Source organism: Streptomyces sp. NPDC050121, assembly GCF_044460385.1.
Classification (GTDB): Bacteria; Actinomycetota; Actinomycetes; order Streptomycetales; family Streptomycetaceae; genus Streptomyces; species Streptomyces soliscabiei.
In genome coordinates, this window is record NZ_JBITJV010000024.1 from 94,420 (window position 1) to 108,712 (window position 14,293).

The following is a 14,293-nucleotide window of genomic DNA, read 5'->3' on the forward strand; positions in this document are numbered from 1 at the left end:
GCCGTTTCAGAATCGGCTCAGCCGAGTTCCTTCGGCGGTGTGCGGTCCGCGTCGACCTTCTGCACCCGCTCCAGCTCGCCCCACACCACATACCGGTACCGGCTCGTGTACACCGGCGTGCAGGTGGTCAGGGTGATGTAGTGGCCGGCCTTCTTCTTGCCGGACTCCTTGGGGATCTGGCCGAGGACGTCGACGTTGTACTTCGAGGTCTCGGGAAGGACCGCGTAGACCTTGTACACGTACCAGTTGTCCCGCGTCTCGAAGACGATCGGGTCGCCCTTCTCCAGCTTGTCGATGTTGTGGAACTTCGCGCCGTGACCGTCGCGGTGGGCGGCGAGCGTGAAGTTGCCCTCCTTGCCGCTCGTCGGGAGGACGGCCTTGAGGGGGTCGGTGTAGTAGCCGGCGACGCCCTCGTTGAGGACCTTCGACGAGGTGCCCTGCTCGACCAGCACCTCGCCGTTCTTCATCGCGGGCACATGGAGGAAGCCGATGCCGTCCTTGGTGTCGAGCGCTCCGGGACCGGTGTCCTCCTGCGCCCAGTTGTCGCGCACCTTGTCGCCCTGCCGGTCCGCGTGCCGGTCGGCGACGACGTTGGTCCACCACAGGGAGTAGACGACGAACAGGCCGAGCACCAGGCCGGCCGTGATGAGAAGCTCACCGAAGACGCTGACGGCCAGCGCGATCCGGCCGCCCGCGCGGCGCCGCGGCGGGGGCTCGGACGCGTCCACGCGCGCGTGTTCCTCGTGCTCGGTGTCGCCGGTGGTCGCTGCCACGTTCACTCTGCCCCTACTCGACTGCACGCCTACCCGCTTGCCTGCCTACTCGACGAGCGCATCCGGCTTGCCCTTGCTGCGCGGCCGTTCCTCGACCATCTTGCCCCAGACGATCAAGCGGTACTTGCTGGTGAACTCCGGGGTGCAGGTGGTGAGCGTGATGTACCGGCCCGGCCCGGTGAACCCGGAGCCCGGCGGGACCGGGTCGAGGACGCTGGTGTTGCCGGGCGCGGTCACCGGCAGCGAGGACGTCATCTTGTAGACGAAGTACTCGTTCTGCGTCTCGACGACCATCTCGTCGCCCGCCTGCAGCCTGTTGATGTACCGGAACGGCTCGCCGTGCGTGTTGCGGTGGCCCGCGAGCCCGAAGTTGCCGGTCTTCGCGTCGGGCATCGCCGTCTTCAGCGCGCCCTCGCCGTAGTGCCCGACCATGCCCTTGTCGAGCACCTTCTTGTTGCTGACGCCCTCGGCGATCGGCACCACCACGTCCAGCTTGGGGATGTGGAGGATCGCGAAGCCCTGCCCCGGCGAGAACGCCCCGGGGGCGCCCTTGCCGCTGGCCCAGTCGTCCTGAAGGCTGCTCGCCTCCTTGTCGGCCTGCGCGTGGGCCCGCACGTTCGTCCACCACAGCTGGTAGGAGACGAACAGCAGCATCAGCACGCCCGTGGTGATGAACACCTCGCCCACCGCCCGGCTGGCGACCACGGCCGCGCTCGGCTTACGTGCTCGCTCCCGGCGGCGGGCCTCGACGCGCGACAGCGGCCGCTCGTCCTGCGCGGGCGCGTCGGCTCCGTCGTACGACTCGGGCGCCTCGCCCGGGCCGCCATGACGCCCATGACGGCCCTTGGCGGCCTTTCTGCGGGCCGCGCGGCCACCGGCCGGTGATCCAGGGGCGGGAGAGGTTCCTGGGGCGCCAGAGGCCGATACGGACTCGCCGCCGAACGTGGACGCCGGCGACGGCGGTATCCGCAGCGCCACCGTCTCCTCGTCGATGGGCGGCAGGTACGGCTCCCCCGCGTAGGACGCGGATCCTGCGCCGTACTGATCACCGCCGAAGGACTCGTACGGCGCGGTGCCGTACGAGTCCTCGCGCTCGGGGCGCAGCGCGGTCACGCCGTGGCCCTGCCCACCACCGGGGCGAGCCCCGCCGACCTCGCCACCGCGCCCTGGTCGCCGCACTCCACGAGCCAGTTGGCCAGCATCCGGTGCCCGTGCTCGGTCAGCACCGACTCCGGGTGGAACTGGACGCCCTCGACGGGCAGTTCACGATGACGCAGGCCCATGATGATGCCGTCGTGCGTACGCGCGGTGACCTCGAGTTCGGCCGGGACCGTCTGCGGCTCGGCGGCCAGCGAGTGGTAGCGGGTCGCGGTGAACGGCGTCGGCAGGCCGGCGAAGACGCCCTTGCCGCCGTGCTCCACCAGCGAGGTCTTGCCGTGCAGCAGCTCCGGCGCGCGGTCCACGACACCGCCGTAGGCCACCTGCATCGACTGCATGCCGAGGCAGACGCCGAAGACGGGGACGCCGGTCGCCGCGCAGTGGCGGACCATCTCGATGCAGACGCCGGCCTCCTCGGGCGTGCCCGGCCCGGGGGACAGCAGGACGCCGTCGAAGCCGTCCTGGGCATGGGCTGTGGAGACCTCGTCGTTGCGCAGGACCTCGCACTCGGCGCCCAGCTGGTACAGGTACTGGACCAGGTTGAAGACGAAGCTGTCGTAGTTGTCGACGACGAGAATGCGCGCGCTCACTGGTTGTCCACCGTCACATCGTTGAAGGGAAGCAGCGGTTCGGCCCATGGGAAGACGTACTGGAACAGCGCGTACACCACGGCGACGACCAGCACGATCGAGAGCAGCGCCTTCACCCACGCGTTTCCCGGCAGATGCCGCCAGATCCAGCCGTACATGCCGTCCCTTCCGTCGCACCACGGCACCTGACTCACGCCGTACGCCACCAGACTAACGGCGCAGAGCCTTCGGTTCGCCTGCCTCCACAGGCTGTGTGGAGTCCAGGTGCGCCCAGACGATCAGCCGGTGACTGTGCCCCCATTCCGGATCGCACGTGGTCAACGTCAGGTACCGGCCCGGACGCGTGTACCCCGACTTACGTGGCACAGCGTCGATCACCTCGACGTCCGAGGGAACGGTTTTGTAAGGGCCTTTGTCGATCCGATACGTGAACCAGGTCGTGCCGTCCGTCAGCACTACCGCGTCGCCGCGCCCGAGCTTGGGGAAGTCCTTGAACGGGTCGCCATAGGTACGGCGGTGACCTGCGACGGAGAAGTTCCCGGTCTGTCCGAGCCGCGCCGTCCCGGCGTAGTGTCCGAGCCCCTTCTTCAGGGTGCCGGTCGCCGTGCCTTCGAGGACCGGCTTGTTCCACGTGAAACCAAGGCGCGGGATGTACATCACGGCGAAGGGTCTGCCGCTGCGGTAGGGCGCCGGCTGGACGGTGGTGGCGGGGCCGGCGCTCGGGGCGGGGCCCGCGCTATGGCGGGCCCACTGGTCGTGCAGGTCGTCGATCTGGTCGTCCATGACGCGGTCGGCCTGGACGCCGGTCCAGAACAGCACGTAGACGACGAAGAGGACGATGACGGCGCCTACGGTGATGCACAGCTCGCTGAACGTCCTGACGATCACCCGCACCGACACAGGCGCCCCCCGGCGGCTATTTCACAGGCTTGGCGTAGTGCAGATCCACTGTGCCCGAGTAGCCCGGCAGAGTCACCGTCCCGTCCTCGGTGACTTTCCAGCCGAGGCCGTAGACGTTCACGTAGACCATGTAGTTCTGGATCGCCGGGGAGTCCGCCAGCGCCTGCTGCAGCTTCTCCGGGTCGCCGACCGCCTGGATCTTGTACGGGGGTGAGTAGACGCGGCCCTGGAGGATCAGGGTGTTGCCGACGCAGCGGACGGCGCTGGTGGAGATCAGCCGCTGGTCCATGACCTTGATGCCCTGGGCGCCGCCGTGCCAGAGGGCGTTCACCACGGCCTGGAGGTCCTGCTGGTGGATGACCAGGTAGTCGGGCTGCGGTTCCGGGTAGCCGGGGAGCTTGGCGGTGGCGTTCGGCGGGGCGTCGTTGAGGGTGACGGTGATGGCCTTGCCCTTGAGTTTCTGGGTGCCGGCGTTCTTCTCCAGTCCCGCGAGCTTGTCGTCCTGGGCCTTGCTGCTGCCGTCGTCGGCCTCGGCCAGCGACTCCACGTCGTCGCGCAGGGCCCCGTTGGCCTCGTCGAGTTCGCCGTTCTTCTGGCTGCGTTCCTCGATGAGGTCGGACAGCCTCAGCAGGGAGGCGTCCGTGCGGATGTTGGTGCCCTTGGCGGTGTTGAAGCTGGTGAAGAAGAGAAGGCCGGCGAGGGCGAAGACACCGACGGTGAGCACCCGCACGGGCCGGAAGCCGCCCCGGCGTCCGGAATCTCCGGAATCACCGGCACCAGGGGAGGAGCCGGTGCCGGAACCCGTTGTACCTGTCCCGGGGGAGTCGGCAGAATTGCTCAACGTACCCTTATCTCCTTCGGCGCCGTAGAAGCACTACGCTAACGGACGCCCGGGGGAGCCCCTCAGTCCCCTAGTACGCAGCCCCCGAGCCCGACCCAGCACCTGCGCGGCCACGCAGCGCATCGACAGGAGAGACCCTCGTGCCGAAGTCACGTATCCGCAAGAAGGCCGACTACACGCCGCCCCCGGCGAAGCAGGCGACCGCCATCAAGCTGAACAGCCGTGCCTGGGTCGCGCCCGTGATGCTGGCCATGTTCCTCATCGGGCTCGCCTGGATCGTGGTCTTCTACGTCACCGACGGCTCGATGCCGATCGACCAGCTCGACAACTGGAACATCGTGGTGGGCTTCGGGTTCATCGCGGCCGGGTTCGGCGTCTCCACCCAGTGGAAATAGGGCTGTCCCGTAGCTCTGCCCAGGGCTATCCACTGAGTTATCCACAGCGGTTTTCCACATGGGGAAAAGAAAGACGATCTGTGGATAACTCATCGGAGGTTGACGCCGGTGTGACGTAAGTACCGGCTGTCACCCTCACTCGAAAAACTGTTCGCCCCCTGCCTGACCTGCACAAACGCGGGTCGATGGCAGGGGGCGCAGCCGTTCCCGCACGTTGTGCACAAGATTCGACACAGACTGTGGACAACAGCGCGCTCAGGTGAGCTGAGCCGTCCTCAGGAGCGTCACGATCACCACGGCGGCCAGCATCACCGCGCAGGTCCCGTACTGCACGAGGGCCCGGCGCTCGCGCGGGGCGTGGACCATGGCGATGCCGATGACGACGCCGGCGACCAGGCCGCCGATGTGGGCCTGCCAGGCGATACCGCTCCACCCGAACGTGATGACCAGGTTGATCACCAGCAGGGCGATGACCGGCCGCATGTCGAGGCGCTGGCGCCGCACCAGCACGGCGAGCGCGCCGAAGAGCCCGAAGATGGCCCCCGAAGCACCGAGCGAGGCCTGGTTGGGCTCGGCGATCAGGTACGTCAGCGCGCTGCCGGCGAGACCGGAGACCAGGTACAGCGCCAGGAACCGGGCCCGGCCGAGGGCCGCTTCGAGCGGACCGCCGATCCACCACAGGCTCAGCATGTTGGACAGGATGTGGATGATGCTGGCGTGCAGGAACATCGAGGTCAGCAGCCGGTACCACTGCCCTTCGGCGACGCCCTGGAGCTCGCCGTACCCGAGGGCCGGCATGATCGCGCGGCCGATCATGTCGAACCGGTCGGTGAAACTGTCGCCGACGGCCTGCTGCAGGACGAACATCACCGCGTTGAGCCCGATGAGGATCTTGGTGAGCAGGTGGGGGTCGGCGGCGATCGTGCCCCCCGCGAGCGTGCGGGGCTGTGAGGCGCCGGGCGGGTGCCCCGTCCCGGATCCCTCACGGACGCAGTTCGGGCACTGGAATCCGACGGAGGCGCTGACCATGCACTCGGGGCAGATCGGGCGCTCGCAGCGGGTGCAGCGAATGCCGGTCTCCCGGTCGGGGTGCCGGTAGCAGACGGGCAGGCCGCTGCGCGCGTCGTCCTGCCGGCTGCCAGGCGCCTGGTCCATGGGCTCCCCTAAACAAGTGGAAGAGGTCGTGGTCGTGGTCGGAGTCGTGACGGGGTCGTTCGTGGTCGGAAAGGAACCGCCCTGCACATCCTGACGGACGAGCAGGGCGTTAGGTTCCCCATGGTTCGCCTGGGGCGTTTTCGCCGCGAACCCGGCGGGCTCGGACCCGCCCGGCTTCAGACCTGGCGGGTCTCGACGACGACCGACTCGATGACGACGTCCTTCAGCGGACGTTCGGTGCGCGGGTTGGTCTGGACGGCCGCGATGGCGTCCACGACCTTCTGACTCGCCGCGTCGGTGACCTCGCCGAAGATGGTGTGCTTGCGGGTCAGCCAGGCCGTCGGGGAGACGGTGATGAAGAACTGCGAGCCGTTGGTGCCCGGCCCGGCGTTGGCCATGGCCAGCAGGTAGGGCCTGTCGAAGCGCAGGTCGGGGTGGAACTCGTCCGCGAACTGGTATCCGGGATCCCCGGTGCCGTCGCCCAGCGGGTCACCGCCCTGGATCATGAAACCGCTGATCACCCGGTGGAAGACCGTGCCGTCGTACAGCCTGTCCGAGGACCTCACGCCCGTCTGCGGGTTGACCCACTCACGCCCGCCCGTGGCGAGGTCCACGAAGTTCCTGACCGTCTTCGGGGCGTGGTCCGGAAAGAGCCGGATTTCGATGTCGCCGTGGTTGGTCTTCAGGGTGGCGTACAGCTGCTCGGCCACGGTCTGCCTTCCGTTGTCTTTCTGTGACCCCCCGATCCTCGCACGCCCGACGCGGTACGCCGCCGTACGGCCCGTTCCTGCACCGGACCCGTCGGTTCGGGTACGGAAATGCACTCGACTCGCTCCGGACGGGAGCGGGCGGGGCCGATCCGTGGCATCGTCGGTTTTGTCGGCCTGTCGACGATATGCCCGTCCGCCGTATGCCCGCCCGCACATGCCGTGACGGCGCACGGCAGGCATGATCCGTAAAAGGGTGGAAAGTCGAAATACCGTACGCCACCGAGGAGGAGGATCCCGTGACCCGCATCGACAGCGTGCGCGCCGCGACCGGCTCGGCGAAGGACAGCGTGCTGCACGCCGCGGAAGTGGTGGCGCCCTACGCCGACACGGCCAAGGAGCGGGCCGCGCTTTACGCGCATGAGGCCCGCGTACGGCTCGCGCCCAAGGTGTCGCAGGCCGCCGAACAGGCCCGCGTCCAGTACGACGCCCATGTCGCCCCGCGTCTGGAACACGCGATGGAACAGGCGAAGACACATGTCCCGTCGAAGGTAGACCTGGCCGCGCAGGAAGCGGCCGCCCGTACCCGCCTGGCGGCGCGGCAGGCCGCCGACTACTCGCGGCCGAGGATCGAGCAGGCCGTGGCCGCGGCCGGGCCCGTCAAGGACGAGGCCACCGCCCGTGGCGTCGCCGCGCTGGCCGCCCTGCGCGGTCAGGTGACGCCGAAGGAGATCGAGAGGCTGGCGCGTAAGCACCGGCGGCGAGCCAAGGCCGGCCGGCTCGCCAAGGCACTGGCCGTGCTCGCAGCCGTCACCGGCGGTGCCTACGCGGCCTGGAAATGGTGGGACAGGCAGGCGAACCCGGACTGGCTCGTCGAGCCGCCGGCCGCCACCGAGGTACCCGCCGTGGGCGGCCTGACATCGGTGGACGGCAGCGCCGACCCGTCGGTCCTCGACCCCGAGGTACAGGCCAAGGAGGCCGAGAAGGACGCCGAGAACGAGGCGGCGAACCGCGAGGACCGTAGCTGAGCAGTACCGTCCGCACATCGAAAAAGACCCCTCCCTTCTGCGTTTCCGCAGGTGGGAGGGGTCTTGTGCGTGGAGCCTAGGGGAGTCGAACCCCTGACATCTGCCATGCAAAGACAGCGCTCTACCAACTGAGCTAAGGCCCCGGAAGGGGACGTCCGGCCGGAAGAACCTCGCACCGGCGGGCGCCGCAGACCAGAGTACCGGGTCACCCGGGGTATCTCGCAAAAAGATTGGGGTCCCCGCGGATGACCACTCTCCGTAAGATGCTCGGACGTGGTTCGCTACAGCGAACCGCGGTTTCTGGGGAAGCGATGGGGAGACGCAATGGACGCCGCACAGCAGGAAGCGACCGCGAGAGCGCGGGAACTGCAGCGGAACTGGTACGGGGAGCCGCTGGGGGCGCTCTTCCGTAAGCTCATCGACGATCTTGGCCTCAACCAGGCTCGTCTCGCGGGGGTACTTGGACTGTCGGCGCCGATGCTGTCGCAGCTGATGAGCGGTCAGCGGGCGAAGATCGGCAACCCGGCGGTGGTGCAGCGGGTGCAGCTGCTCCAGGAGTTGGCGGCGCAGGTCGCGGACGGCAGCGTCAGCGCCGCCGAGGCGACCGAGCGCATGGACGAGATCAAGCGGTCGCAGGGGGGCTCGGTGCTCAGCAACACCACGCAGACGACGAGCAGTTCGGGGGCTCCCACGGTCAAGCGGGTCGTCCGCGAGATCCAGTCCCTGCTGCGCTCGGTGGCCGCCGCCGGCGACATCATCGACGCCGCCGACACCCTCGCCCCGACCCACCCCGAACTGGCAGAGTTCCTCCGGGTGTACGGCGCCGGCCGCACCTCCGACGCAGTCACGCACTACCAGTCCCACCAGAGCTGAGCCGCCGGCCCGGTCGCCGAAGGGGGTTCGGCAACCGGGCGGCCGGCAGCTCGGGGGCAACTGGGGGGTTGGCACAACGCAGCCAGAACACGGGGGTCGTATCGCTCATCACGGGGGTAGCAAGGGGGGAACCGAGGGGACCCGGGGACCAGGGGGAGGAGCGAGGCACTGCCATGGGTGAGGTCTTCGCCGGACGGTACGAACTGGCCGACCCGATCGGACGCGGAGGGGTCGGCGCGGTCTGGCGTGCCTGGGACCACCGCCGCCGCCGCTACGTGGCCGCCAAGGTGCTCCAGCAGAGCGACGCACACGCGCTGCTGCGCTTCGTGCGCGAGCAGGCGCTGCGGATCGACCACCCCCATGTGCTCGCGCCCGCCAGCTGGGCCGCCGACGACGACAAGGTCCTGTTCACCATGGACCTCGTCGGCGGCGGTTCACTGGTCCACCTCGTCGGCGACTACGGCCCCCTCCCCCCGGGCTTCGTGTGCACCCTGCTCGACCAGCTGCTCTCCGGGCTCACCGCGGTCCACGCGGAAGGCGTCGTGCACCGCGACATCAAACCCGCCAACATCCTGCTGGAAGCCACCGGGACCGCCCGGCCCCGACTGCGGCTGTCCGACTTCGGCATCGCGATGCGGCTGGGCGAGCCCCGGCTGACCGAGACCAACCTCGTGGTGGGGACGCCCGGTTACCTCGCGCCCGAGCAGATGATGGGCGCGGACCCGGACTTCCCGGCCGACCTCTTCGCCGTCGGCCTGGTCGCCCTGTATCTGCTGGAAGGCGCCAAGCCGGACGCCAAGGCACTCATCCAGTACTTCGCGGAACACGGCACGCCGGGCGCTCCGAAGAGCGTGCCGGAGCCGCTGTGGCAGGTCGTCGCCACCCTGCTCCAGCCGGACCCGCAGGCACGGTTCCGTACGGCGACGGGGGCACGCAAGGCGCTCGCGGCCGCCGTCGAACTCCTGCCCGAGCCCAGCCCGGACGACGAGATGATCGAGATCTTCGACCAACTCGGCCCGTTGCCCAAGGGGTTCGGGGCCGACGGTCCGTCCGCACCGAGGCCGCGAACCGGAGGCAGAACCGGTACCGGAATCGGAACCGGCTCCGTGCCCACCCGCCCGAACACCCCTCCCGCCCCCGCCCACCCGGGCACCGGCTCGCTGCCCTCCCGTCCGCACCCGACTCCCGATCCGGCCTCTGCGGGCAGCGGATCGTTCCCCTCGGGGCCGTATCCCTCCGGTCCGGGAAGAGCGGCCGATCCGGCCCACCCGGGCACCGGCGGCCTGCCCTCCCGGACGGACGGGACTTCCACGCCGCCGGTCGCCGCATCCCACTCCGTACCCGGCTCCGTACCCGGCTCCGTACCCGTCTCCGGCTCCGTACCCCTGCCGCCCGCGCCACTGCACGCCCCGGACTCCGCGCCGACTCCCACCCCGGCGCCGGCACCAGCACCAGCGCCCGCTCACGTCCCCTCCATGTCGGACACCGGAAGCTTCCACCTGCCGCCCCCGCAGTCCCCCACTCCGTATCCGCCGGCCTCTTCCGCGGCTGCGTACGAGTCCCCGTACGAGTCCCCCGGGCCACACGCACCGCACGAGTCCACGTTCGTGTTGCCCTCCCGTGGGCCGCGCGCCGAGGTGTCCACAGCCTCGTACACCGCCCAGGACCCGCAGGTTCCGCAGCCGGCCGCGCAGGCGGTTGCGCCGCGGGGCGGTCGACGCGGTCATCGCGCCGTCCGCCGGGGGCGTCCCGGGCCGCCCGCCAAGGTCGCGGTGCCGCTGCTGCTCCTGGCGCTGGTCTGCTACGCCGTGGGGTTCTGGGCGCTGGCCCGCGTCTGAGCGGCGGCCCTGCGCCGGGCGGTCAGCGTCCACACCCCCAGCACTGTCAGCAGCGCGCTCCCGGTGCCGAGGCCACCCACGGCGACCGCCCGCATCACGGGGTCACCGCCCGACGCACCGCCCCTCGACGCGCTGCCGCCCGCCAAGGGTTCCGGGTCCGGCGCGCCGACGTCGAAGAACCCGCGCGGCACCGACTGCGCCGAGTACCCCGGACCGGCCTGCGTGCTGCCGCCCACCCGGACGCGCAGGGTGAGCCCGTAGGGCCCCTCGCCGAAACGTTGGGCCACCTGCGAGGCCAGGTGCACCACGAGGTAGTACGAGCCGGCGAACCGCAGCGAGTTCGTCGGATCGGTGGGCGCGTACCGGTTGACGTACCTGACCGGCGGCACGGGCGGCAGCGAGGCCGACTTCTGGGTGCCGCCGAAGCCGACGCTCGCGTCCTTCACCTCGGCTCGCACCGGGTTGTAGAGGGTCAGGTCCAGGGCGTCGACCACATATCCGGAGTCCGTGTCCGCACTGCCCAGGTCGACGGCGGCGGACACCTGCCGGCCCCAGTCGACGGGGACCTTGTAGAAGAGGGTCTGCCCGGGGACGATCTCGTCGCTCCACACGCCCGGCTCCACGGTGGTCGCCCTGGCGAAGCCGGCCCCGCCCCGCACCGCCACCGGCTCGGCGACGGGCGGCGTGGGCGTCGCGGAGTCCCACTGCTCGGGCACGCTCGTCGAGACCGCCTTCCGCACGGGCGCCTCGGAGACGGCCGCGAGCTCCAGCTCCCAGGGGTCCTCGACACCGGTGCCGGTGCTGGTGCCGGTGCCGGTGCCGGTGCGCTCGACGACGACGTAGTACGTACCGGGCTCCTGGCACACCCCCTTGCCGGGTACGAGTTCGCGCGCGCCCCACGCCGTGATCGGCTGCGGGCTCTTGGACGCGCCCACGCCGGCCGAGTCGTTGGAACATCGGAGGCCGTCGGCGTTCTGCACGGAGACGCTGATCCCGTCTCCGACGGACAGGACGGCTCCCGCGCGCGGGATCGCCGTCACGGAGACGTACACGTTCGACGCACCGTCGAGTTCGAGCCGGTAGTAGGCCTTCACCCGCTTCTCCCGGCCCTGGCCCTGGCTCTGGTCCTGGCCCTGGCTCTGGTCCTGCCCCTTGAGGGAGCTTCGGTACGTCGCGCCGGGGTCCAGGCGTACGGCGTCGCTGGTGCCCGTCGCCGCCGGGGCGCTGCGGACGTCGTCCGCGAAGGCGTACGACGGGACGTCCGGCGCGGCGACGGCGGCCGGCCCTGGCAGCGCCACCGATGACGCGCAGAGCACCGCTCCCACGGCAGTGATCCGCGCGACGGACCGCCGCACAGCCGTCCCACGCCTCGCAAGCCCCGCACGCCGGGCCATCGATCCCGCCCCCTCGCCTTAGACCGAACGTGGCCCATCCTGCCCCGCCCGCGCGCGCGTCACCCGCGCATCCGGCACGAGCGTCCGAAAAGCCCGCTTCTAACCGCGGTCCCGGGAACGCGCAACACAAAACCCCGACCGCGAGCGGCGGCCGGGGTTTGCTCAGTCTTCGGTATCGATACTCACGAACCCGTGGGCACGGAGTCAGTCGCCTCCGTCCACAGATCCTGCTCGGCGCGATCCGCCTGGATCTGGCGGTACACAAGGAGCCCGCCGATGGCGGCCAGTGCGACCAGGAGAAGCTTCTTCACCGCGCGACCTCGTCTTTCCTTGACGTAGGGGACCTCTGGCGCCCGACTATACACACCGGCCGATACCGATCGGTGACCTACGCCCGCCGCTCAACTCCCGCCCTCGGCAGCGCAGTAGAAGCGGATCTCATCACTCCGATCGGAGGGTGATCACATCTCCACAGAGGGTGAGATTCGCCCCCGCTCACACCACTTACTCACCTTTCTTCGCCTCTCCTCCCGTTTTATGGCCTCTTGCGTCCATACGAGTGGTGTTCATCGGAACAACGCCACGCCGCGAGCGTCGGTCCACCACTTCGCGGCCTCCATACACATCATGAGGAAAGTACGCAAATCGCCCAACCCGAAAGTGAGGGGCCATGACCGAGAACCGGGTCATGACGCTGTGGACCACGATCGTCACCGCCTTCCTCGCGCTGTGCACGGCGCTCGGACTCATCACGACGACCGCCGCGACGGCGTCGGCCTCGACGGCGTCGGCCCGGACCGAGCCGACGCGCAGCAGCGAGAGCGACGCCACCGCGCGCACCACGGCCTGGCCGACGATCTCGACCCCCCGGGTCTGGCCCCAAGCCCGCTCCCTGCCCCCCACGATGAAACAGCGCATCCGCGCCGAGGCGCACGGCAAGTCCCCCGGCTGCCGCCACCGCGGTCTCCCGGACACGGACCCGGCCGAGCACACCACAACCGCCTGCGCCCCCGCGGACCCGGACGAACCAGCCGAACCAGCCATCCCCCTCCAGCGCTGAGCACCCCCACCCCCCGACGTAACGGCGAACTTGCGTACAGCCCGCACGGACCAGGCCCGGCAGCTCCCCCAGGAGCCACCGGGCCTTCGCCGTGCGTCGTCGTCGGCGTCAGCGGTGGTTGGCAACCGCCGGTCTTCGTTCGGGGCGCCCCGCCTCGCGTCCCCCGGATACGCCGAGGGCCTCCGACCATGACCGGTCGGGGGCCTTCGCCGGGGTTCTCACTTACGCCGTTGGCCAAGGACACAGAACTCGTTGCCCTCGGGGTCTGCCATGACGACCCACGACTGCTCGCCCTGGCCGATGTCGACACGCTTCGCGCCATGGGCCTCGAGGCGGGCCACCTCGGCGGCCTGGTCATCGGGCCTGAAGTCGAGATGCAGTCGGCTCTTCGCCGTCCGGCCCTCGTCGACCCGCACGAACTCCAACCCCGGCAGGCGATCGGGCTCCGCGCGGATCTCGAACTCGTCATCGGAGTAGGCATGCCCGCCATCGGCAGACCGCAGCCGCTGCAAACCGCAGCCATAGACGCCAAAAACCCCCGGACCAAAGGTCCAGGGGTCTTCTGGCTGGTGGGGCTAACAGGATTTGAACCTGTGGCCTCATCCTTATCAGGGATGCGCTCTAACCAACTGAGCTATAGCCCCGCCGCGCTCTGCGGTGTGTGTCCCGCGCGCTGACTCCTGAAGATTAGCGCACGACGTGGGCAGTCCCAAAATCGATAGTCGCGGGGCCCTCGGGGGAGGTTTGAAACCGCTGCGACGACAAAGCTCACTCGTCCTCGGCGAGCGTCAGCTCGACGCCGCCGACGAAGCCGGCCGAGAGGTTGTAGATGAACGCGCCGAGCGTCGCGAGGGCCGTCGCGAGGACGACGTCGATGACCGCGATGATCGACGTGAACATCAGGACGTGGGGGAGCGACAGGAACGCCTGGAGGTCGAAGCCGTTCGACTCGTTCGAGCCGGTCGCCTCCGCAATCGTGCCGCCGACCGACGAGAAGACACCCATCGCGTCCATGACCATCCACAGCACGGCGGCCGCGACGATCGTGCAGATGCCGAGCGCGATGGAGAGCAGGAAGCTGACCTTCATCACCGACCACGGGTCGGCCTTCGACACCCGCAGCCGCGCCTTGCGCACGCGGGGCGTGGTACGGACGCCGGTCCGCGGGCGCCGTACGGCGCCGGCCGGCGCCGGGGGCGCCTGCGTCGGGTAGGCCTGCGGCGGGTGGTAGGGCCCGGCGGGCTGCTGCGGCTGCCGTTCCCCGGGCAGCGGCGAGCCTTCGGCAGGCTGTTTGGCCTGCGCGCCTCGGGTGTCAGTCACGGTTCCCCCCTGGGATCCCTTTGATCCTTGCGTGTCGGGCGAGGACGACGGCGAGGGCGAGTCAGCCACGGGCGCCTTGATGGCCTTCAGCTGGGTCGTGTGGGTGTCCGCCGGACGCCCGTCACCGCCCCCGGCGCCCCGCGCGTCGGTCGTACGCGCGTTCCCCCCCGGCGCGGCGGAGCCACGGCCGCCGCCGTTCTTGTCCGTACCGGCAGACGTACCGGCGCCCGTGGCTCCGCTCACGATGACTCACTCCTCGTA

At 69.9% G+C, this 14,293-nt stretch carries 17 protein-coding genes and 2 tRNA genes; 5 read left to right on the top strand and 14 right to left on the bottom strand.

From position 1 onward, the window contains the following. Nucleotides 1–17: 17 nt before the first annotated feature. The 6 genes from ACIBTS_RS31235 to ACIBTS_RS31260 are packed head-to-tail and all read right to left on the bottom strand — an operon-like array spanning nt 18 to nt 4,262. Nucleotides 18–773 carry a class E sortase gene (locus ACIBTS_RS31235; RefSeq protein ID WP_399323788.1) on the bottom strand — a complete coding sequence of 252 codons (756 nt, stop codon included), beginning with the start codon at nt 771–773 and terminating at the stop codon, nt 18–20. 45 nt (nt 774–818) lie between these two features. Further along, a complete protein-coding gene (locus ACIBTS_RS31240; RefSeq protein ID WP_399323790.1) occupies nt 819–1,886 on the bottom strand; it encodes a class E sortase in 1,068 nt (355 codons plus the stop codon). After that, complete coding sequence (locus ACIBTS_RS31245; protein ID WP_319337525.1) at nt 1,883–2,521, bottom strand: aminodeoxychorismate/anthranilate synthase component II; 639 nt, start codon at nt 2,519–2,521, stop codon at nt 1,883–1,885. The genes ACIBTS_RS31240 and ACIBTS_RS31245 overlap by 4 nt, the downstream gene beginning before the upstream one ends. Continuing rightward, the gene (locus tag ACIBTS_RS31250) at nt 2,518–2,715 is read right to left on the bottom strand and encodes a hypothetical protein (RefSeq protein WP_319676302.1); all 198 of its coding nucleotides are present in this window, start codon (nt 2,713–2,715) and stop codon (nt 2,518–2,520) included. Before ACIBTS_RS31250 ends, ACIBTS_RS31245 begins: the two co-directional genes overlap by 4 nt. Before the next feature lie 16 nt (nt 2,716–2,731). Beyond that, a complete protein-coding gene (locus ACIBTS_RS31255; RefSeq protein WP_399323849.1) occupies nt 2,732–3,415 on the bottom strand; it encodes a class E sortase in 684 nt (227 codons plus the stop codon). Nucleotides 3,416–3,437: 22 nt separating this feature from the next. After that, nucleotides 3,438–4,262 carry a DUF881 domain-containing protein gene (locus ACIBTS_RS31260; protein ID WP_399323792.1) on the bottom strand — a complete coding sequence of 275 codons (825 nt, stop codon included), beginning with the start codon at nt 4,260–4,262 and terminating at the stop codon, nt 3,438–3,440. A gap of 140 nt (nt 4,263–4,402) precedes the next feature. On the opposite strand from ACIBTS_RS31260, the gene crgA reads away from it, so the two are divergent. Further along, complete coding sequence (crgA, locus tag ACIBTS_RS31265) at nt 4,403–4,657, top strand: cell division protein CrgA (RefSeq protein ID WP_079661149.1); 255 nt, start codon at nt 4,403–4,405, stop codon at nt 4,655–4,657. Nucleotides 4,658–4,912: 255 nt separating this feature from the next. On the opposite strand, the gene ACIBTS_RS31270 is transcribed toward crgA, so the two are convergent. Together ACIBTS_RS31270 and ACIBTS_RS31275 are read right to left on the bottom strand one after the other, a co-directional pair. Then, the gene (locus ACIBTS_RS31270; RefSeq protein WP_399323794.1) at nt 4,913–5,812 is read right to left on the bottom strand and encodes a rhomboid family intramembrane serine protease; all 900 of its coding nucleotides are present in this window, start codon (nt 5,810–5,812) and stop codon (nt 4,913–4,915) included. A gap of 176 nt (nt 5,813–5,988) precedes the next feature. After that, entirely contained in the window at nt 5,989–6,522 is a 534-nt protein-coding gene (locus ACIBTS_RS31275) for a peptidylprolyl isomerase (protein ID WP_399323796.1), read from the bottom strand. 296 nt (nt 6,523–6,818) lie between these two features. Between ACIBTS_RS31275 and ACIBTS_RS31280 the strand changes: the two genes are divergently transcribed. Then, entirely contained in the window at nt 6,819–7,547 is a 729-nt protein-coding gene (locus tag ACIBTS_RS31280) for a DUF5324 family protein (protein ID WP_399323798.1), read from the top strand. 70 nt (nt 7,548–7,617) lie between these two features. On the opposite strand, the gene ACIBTS_RS31285 is transcribed toward ACIBTS_RS31280, so the two are convergent. Continuing rightward, nucleotides 7,618–7,690 (bottom strand) — tRNA-Ala (locus tag ACIBTS_RS31285). A 181-nt stretch (nt 7,691–7,871) separates the two neighbouring features. Here ACIBTS_RS31285 and ACIBTS_RS31290 point away from each other — a divergent pair. Together ACIBTS_RS31290 and ACIBTS_RS31295 are read left to right on the top strand one after the other, a co-directional pair. Beyond that, nucleotides 7,872–8,420 carry a DNA-binding protein gene (locus ACIBTS_RS31290; protein ID WP_319337508.1) on the top strand — a complete coding sequence of 183 codons (549 nt, stop codon included), beginning with the start codon at nt 7,872–7,874 and terminating at the stop codon, nt 8,418–8,420. Between the two features lie 173 nt (nt 8,421–8,593). Next, nucleotides 8,594–10,258, top strand: coding sequence for a protein kinase (locus ACIBTS_RS31295; protein WP_399323800.1), 1,665 nt, complete (start codon nt 8,594–8,596; stop codon nt 10,256–10,258). Here ACIBTS_RS31295 and ACIBTS_RS31300 read toward each other — a convergent pair. After that, on the bottom strand, nt 10,222–11,583 hold the full coding sequence (locus tag ACIBTS_RS31300) for a hypothetical protein (protein ID WP_399323801.1): 1,362 nt from the start codon (nt 11,581–11,583) through the stop codon (nt 10,222–10,224). The two genes, ACIBTS_RS31295 and ACIBTS_RS31300, sit on opposite strands and share 37 nt — an antisense overlap. A 251-nt stretch (nt 11,584–11,834) precedes the next feature. Continuing rightward, nucleotides 11,835–11,963 (bottom strand): DLW-39 family protein, encoded by a 129-nt coding sequence (locus ACIBTS_RS31305; protein ID WP_003999697.1) that lies wholly within the window; start codon nt 11,961–11,963, stop codon nt 11,835–11,837. Between the two features lie 359 nt (nt 11,964–12,322). Here ACIBTS_RS31305 and ACIBTS_RS31310 point away from each other — a divergent pair, with 359 nt between their 5' ends. Further along, nucleotides 12,323–12,712 carry a DUF6344 domain-containing protein gene (locus ACIBTS_RS31310; protein ID WP_399323803.1) on the top strand — a complete coding sequence of 130 codons (390 nt, stop codon included), beginning with the start codon at nt 12,323–12,325 and terminating at the stop codon, nt 12,710–12,712. Between the two features lie 218 nt (nt 12,713–12,930). Here ACIBTS_RS31310 and ACIBTS_RS31315 read toward each other — a convergent pair whose 3' ends face one another. From ACIBTS_RS31315 to ACIBTS_RS31325, 3 genes are all read right to left on the bottom strand, one after another. Further along, on the bottom strand, nt 12,931–13,224 hold the full coding sequence (locus ACIBTS_RS31315; protein WP_319670877.1) for a VOC family protein: 294 nt from the start codon (nt 13,222–13,224) through the stop codon (nt 12,931–12,933). A gap of 55 nt (nt 13,225–13,279) precedes the next feature. Next, nucleotides 13,280–13,356 (bottom strand) — tRNA-Ile (locus ACIBTS_RS31320). Nucleotides 13,357–13,480: 124 nt separating this feature from the next. After that, the gene (locus ACIBTS_RS31325; RefSeq protein ID WP_319670878.1) at nt 13,481–14,275 is read right to left on the bottom strand and encodes a DUF3566 domain-containing protein; all 795 of its coding nucleotides are present in this window, start codon (nt 14,273–14,275) and stop codon (nt 13,481–13,483) included. Between the last annotated feature and the right edge of the window lie 18 nt (nt 14,276–14,293).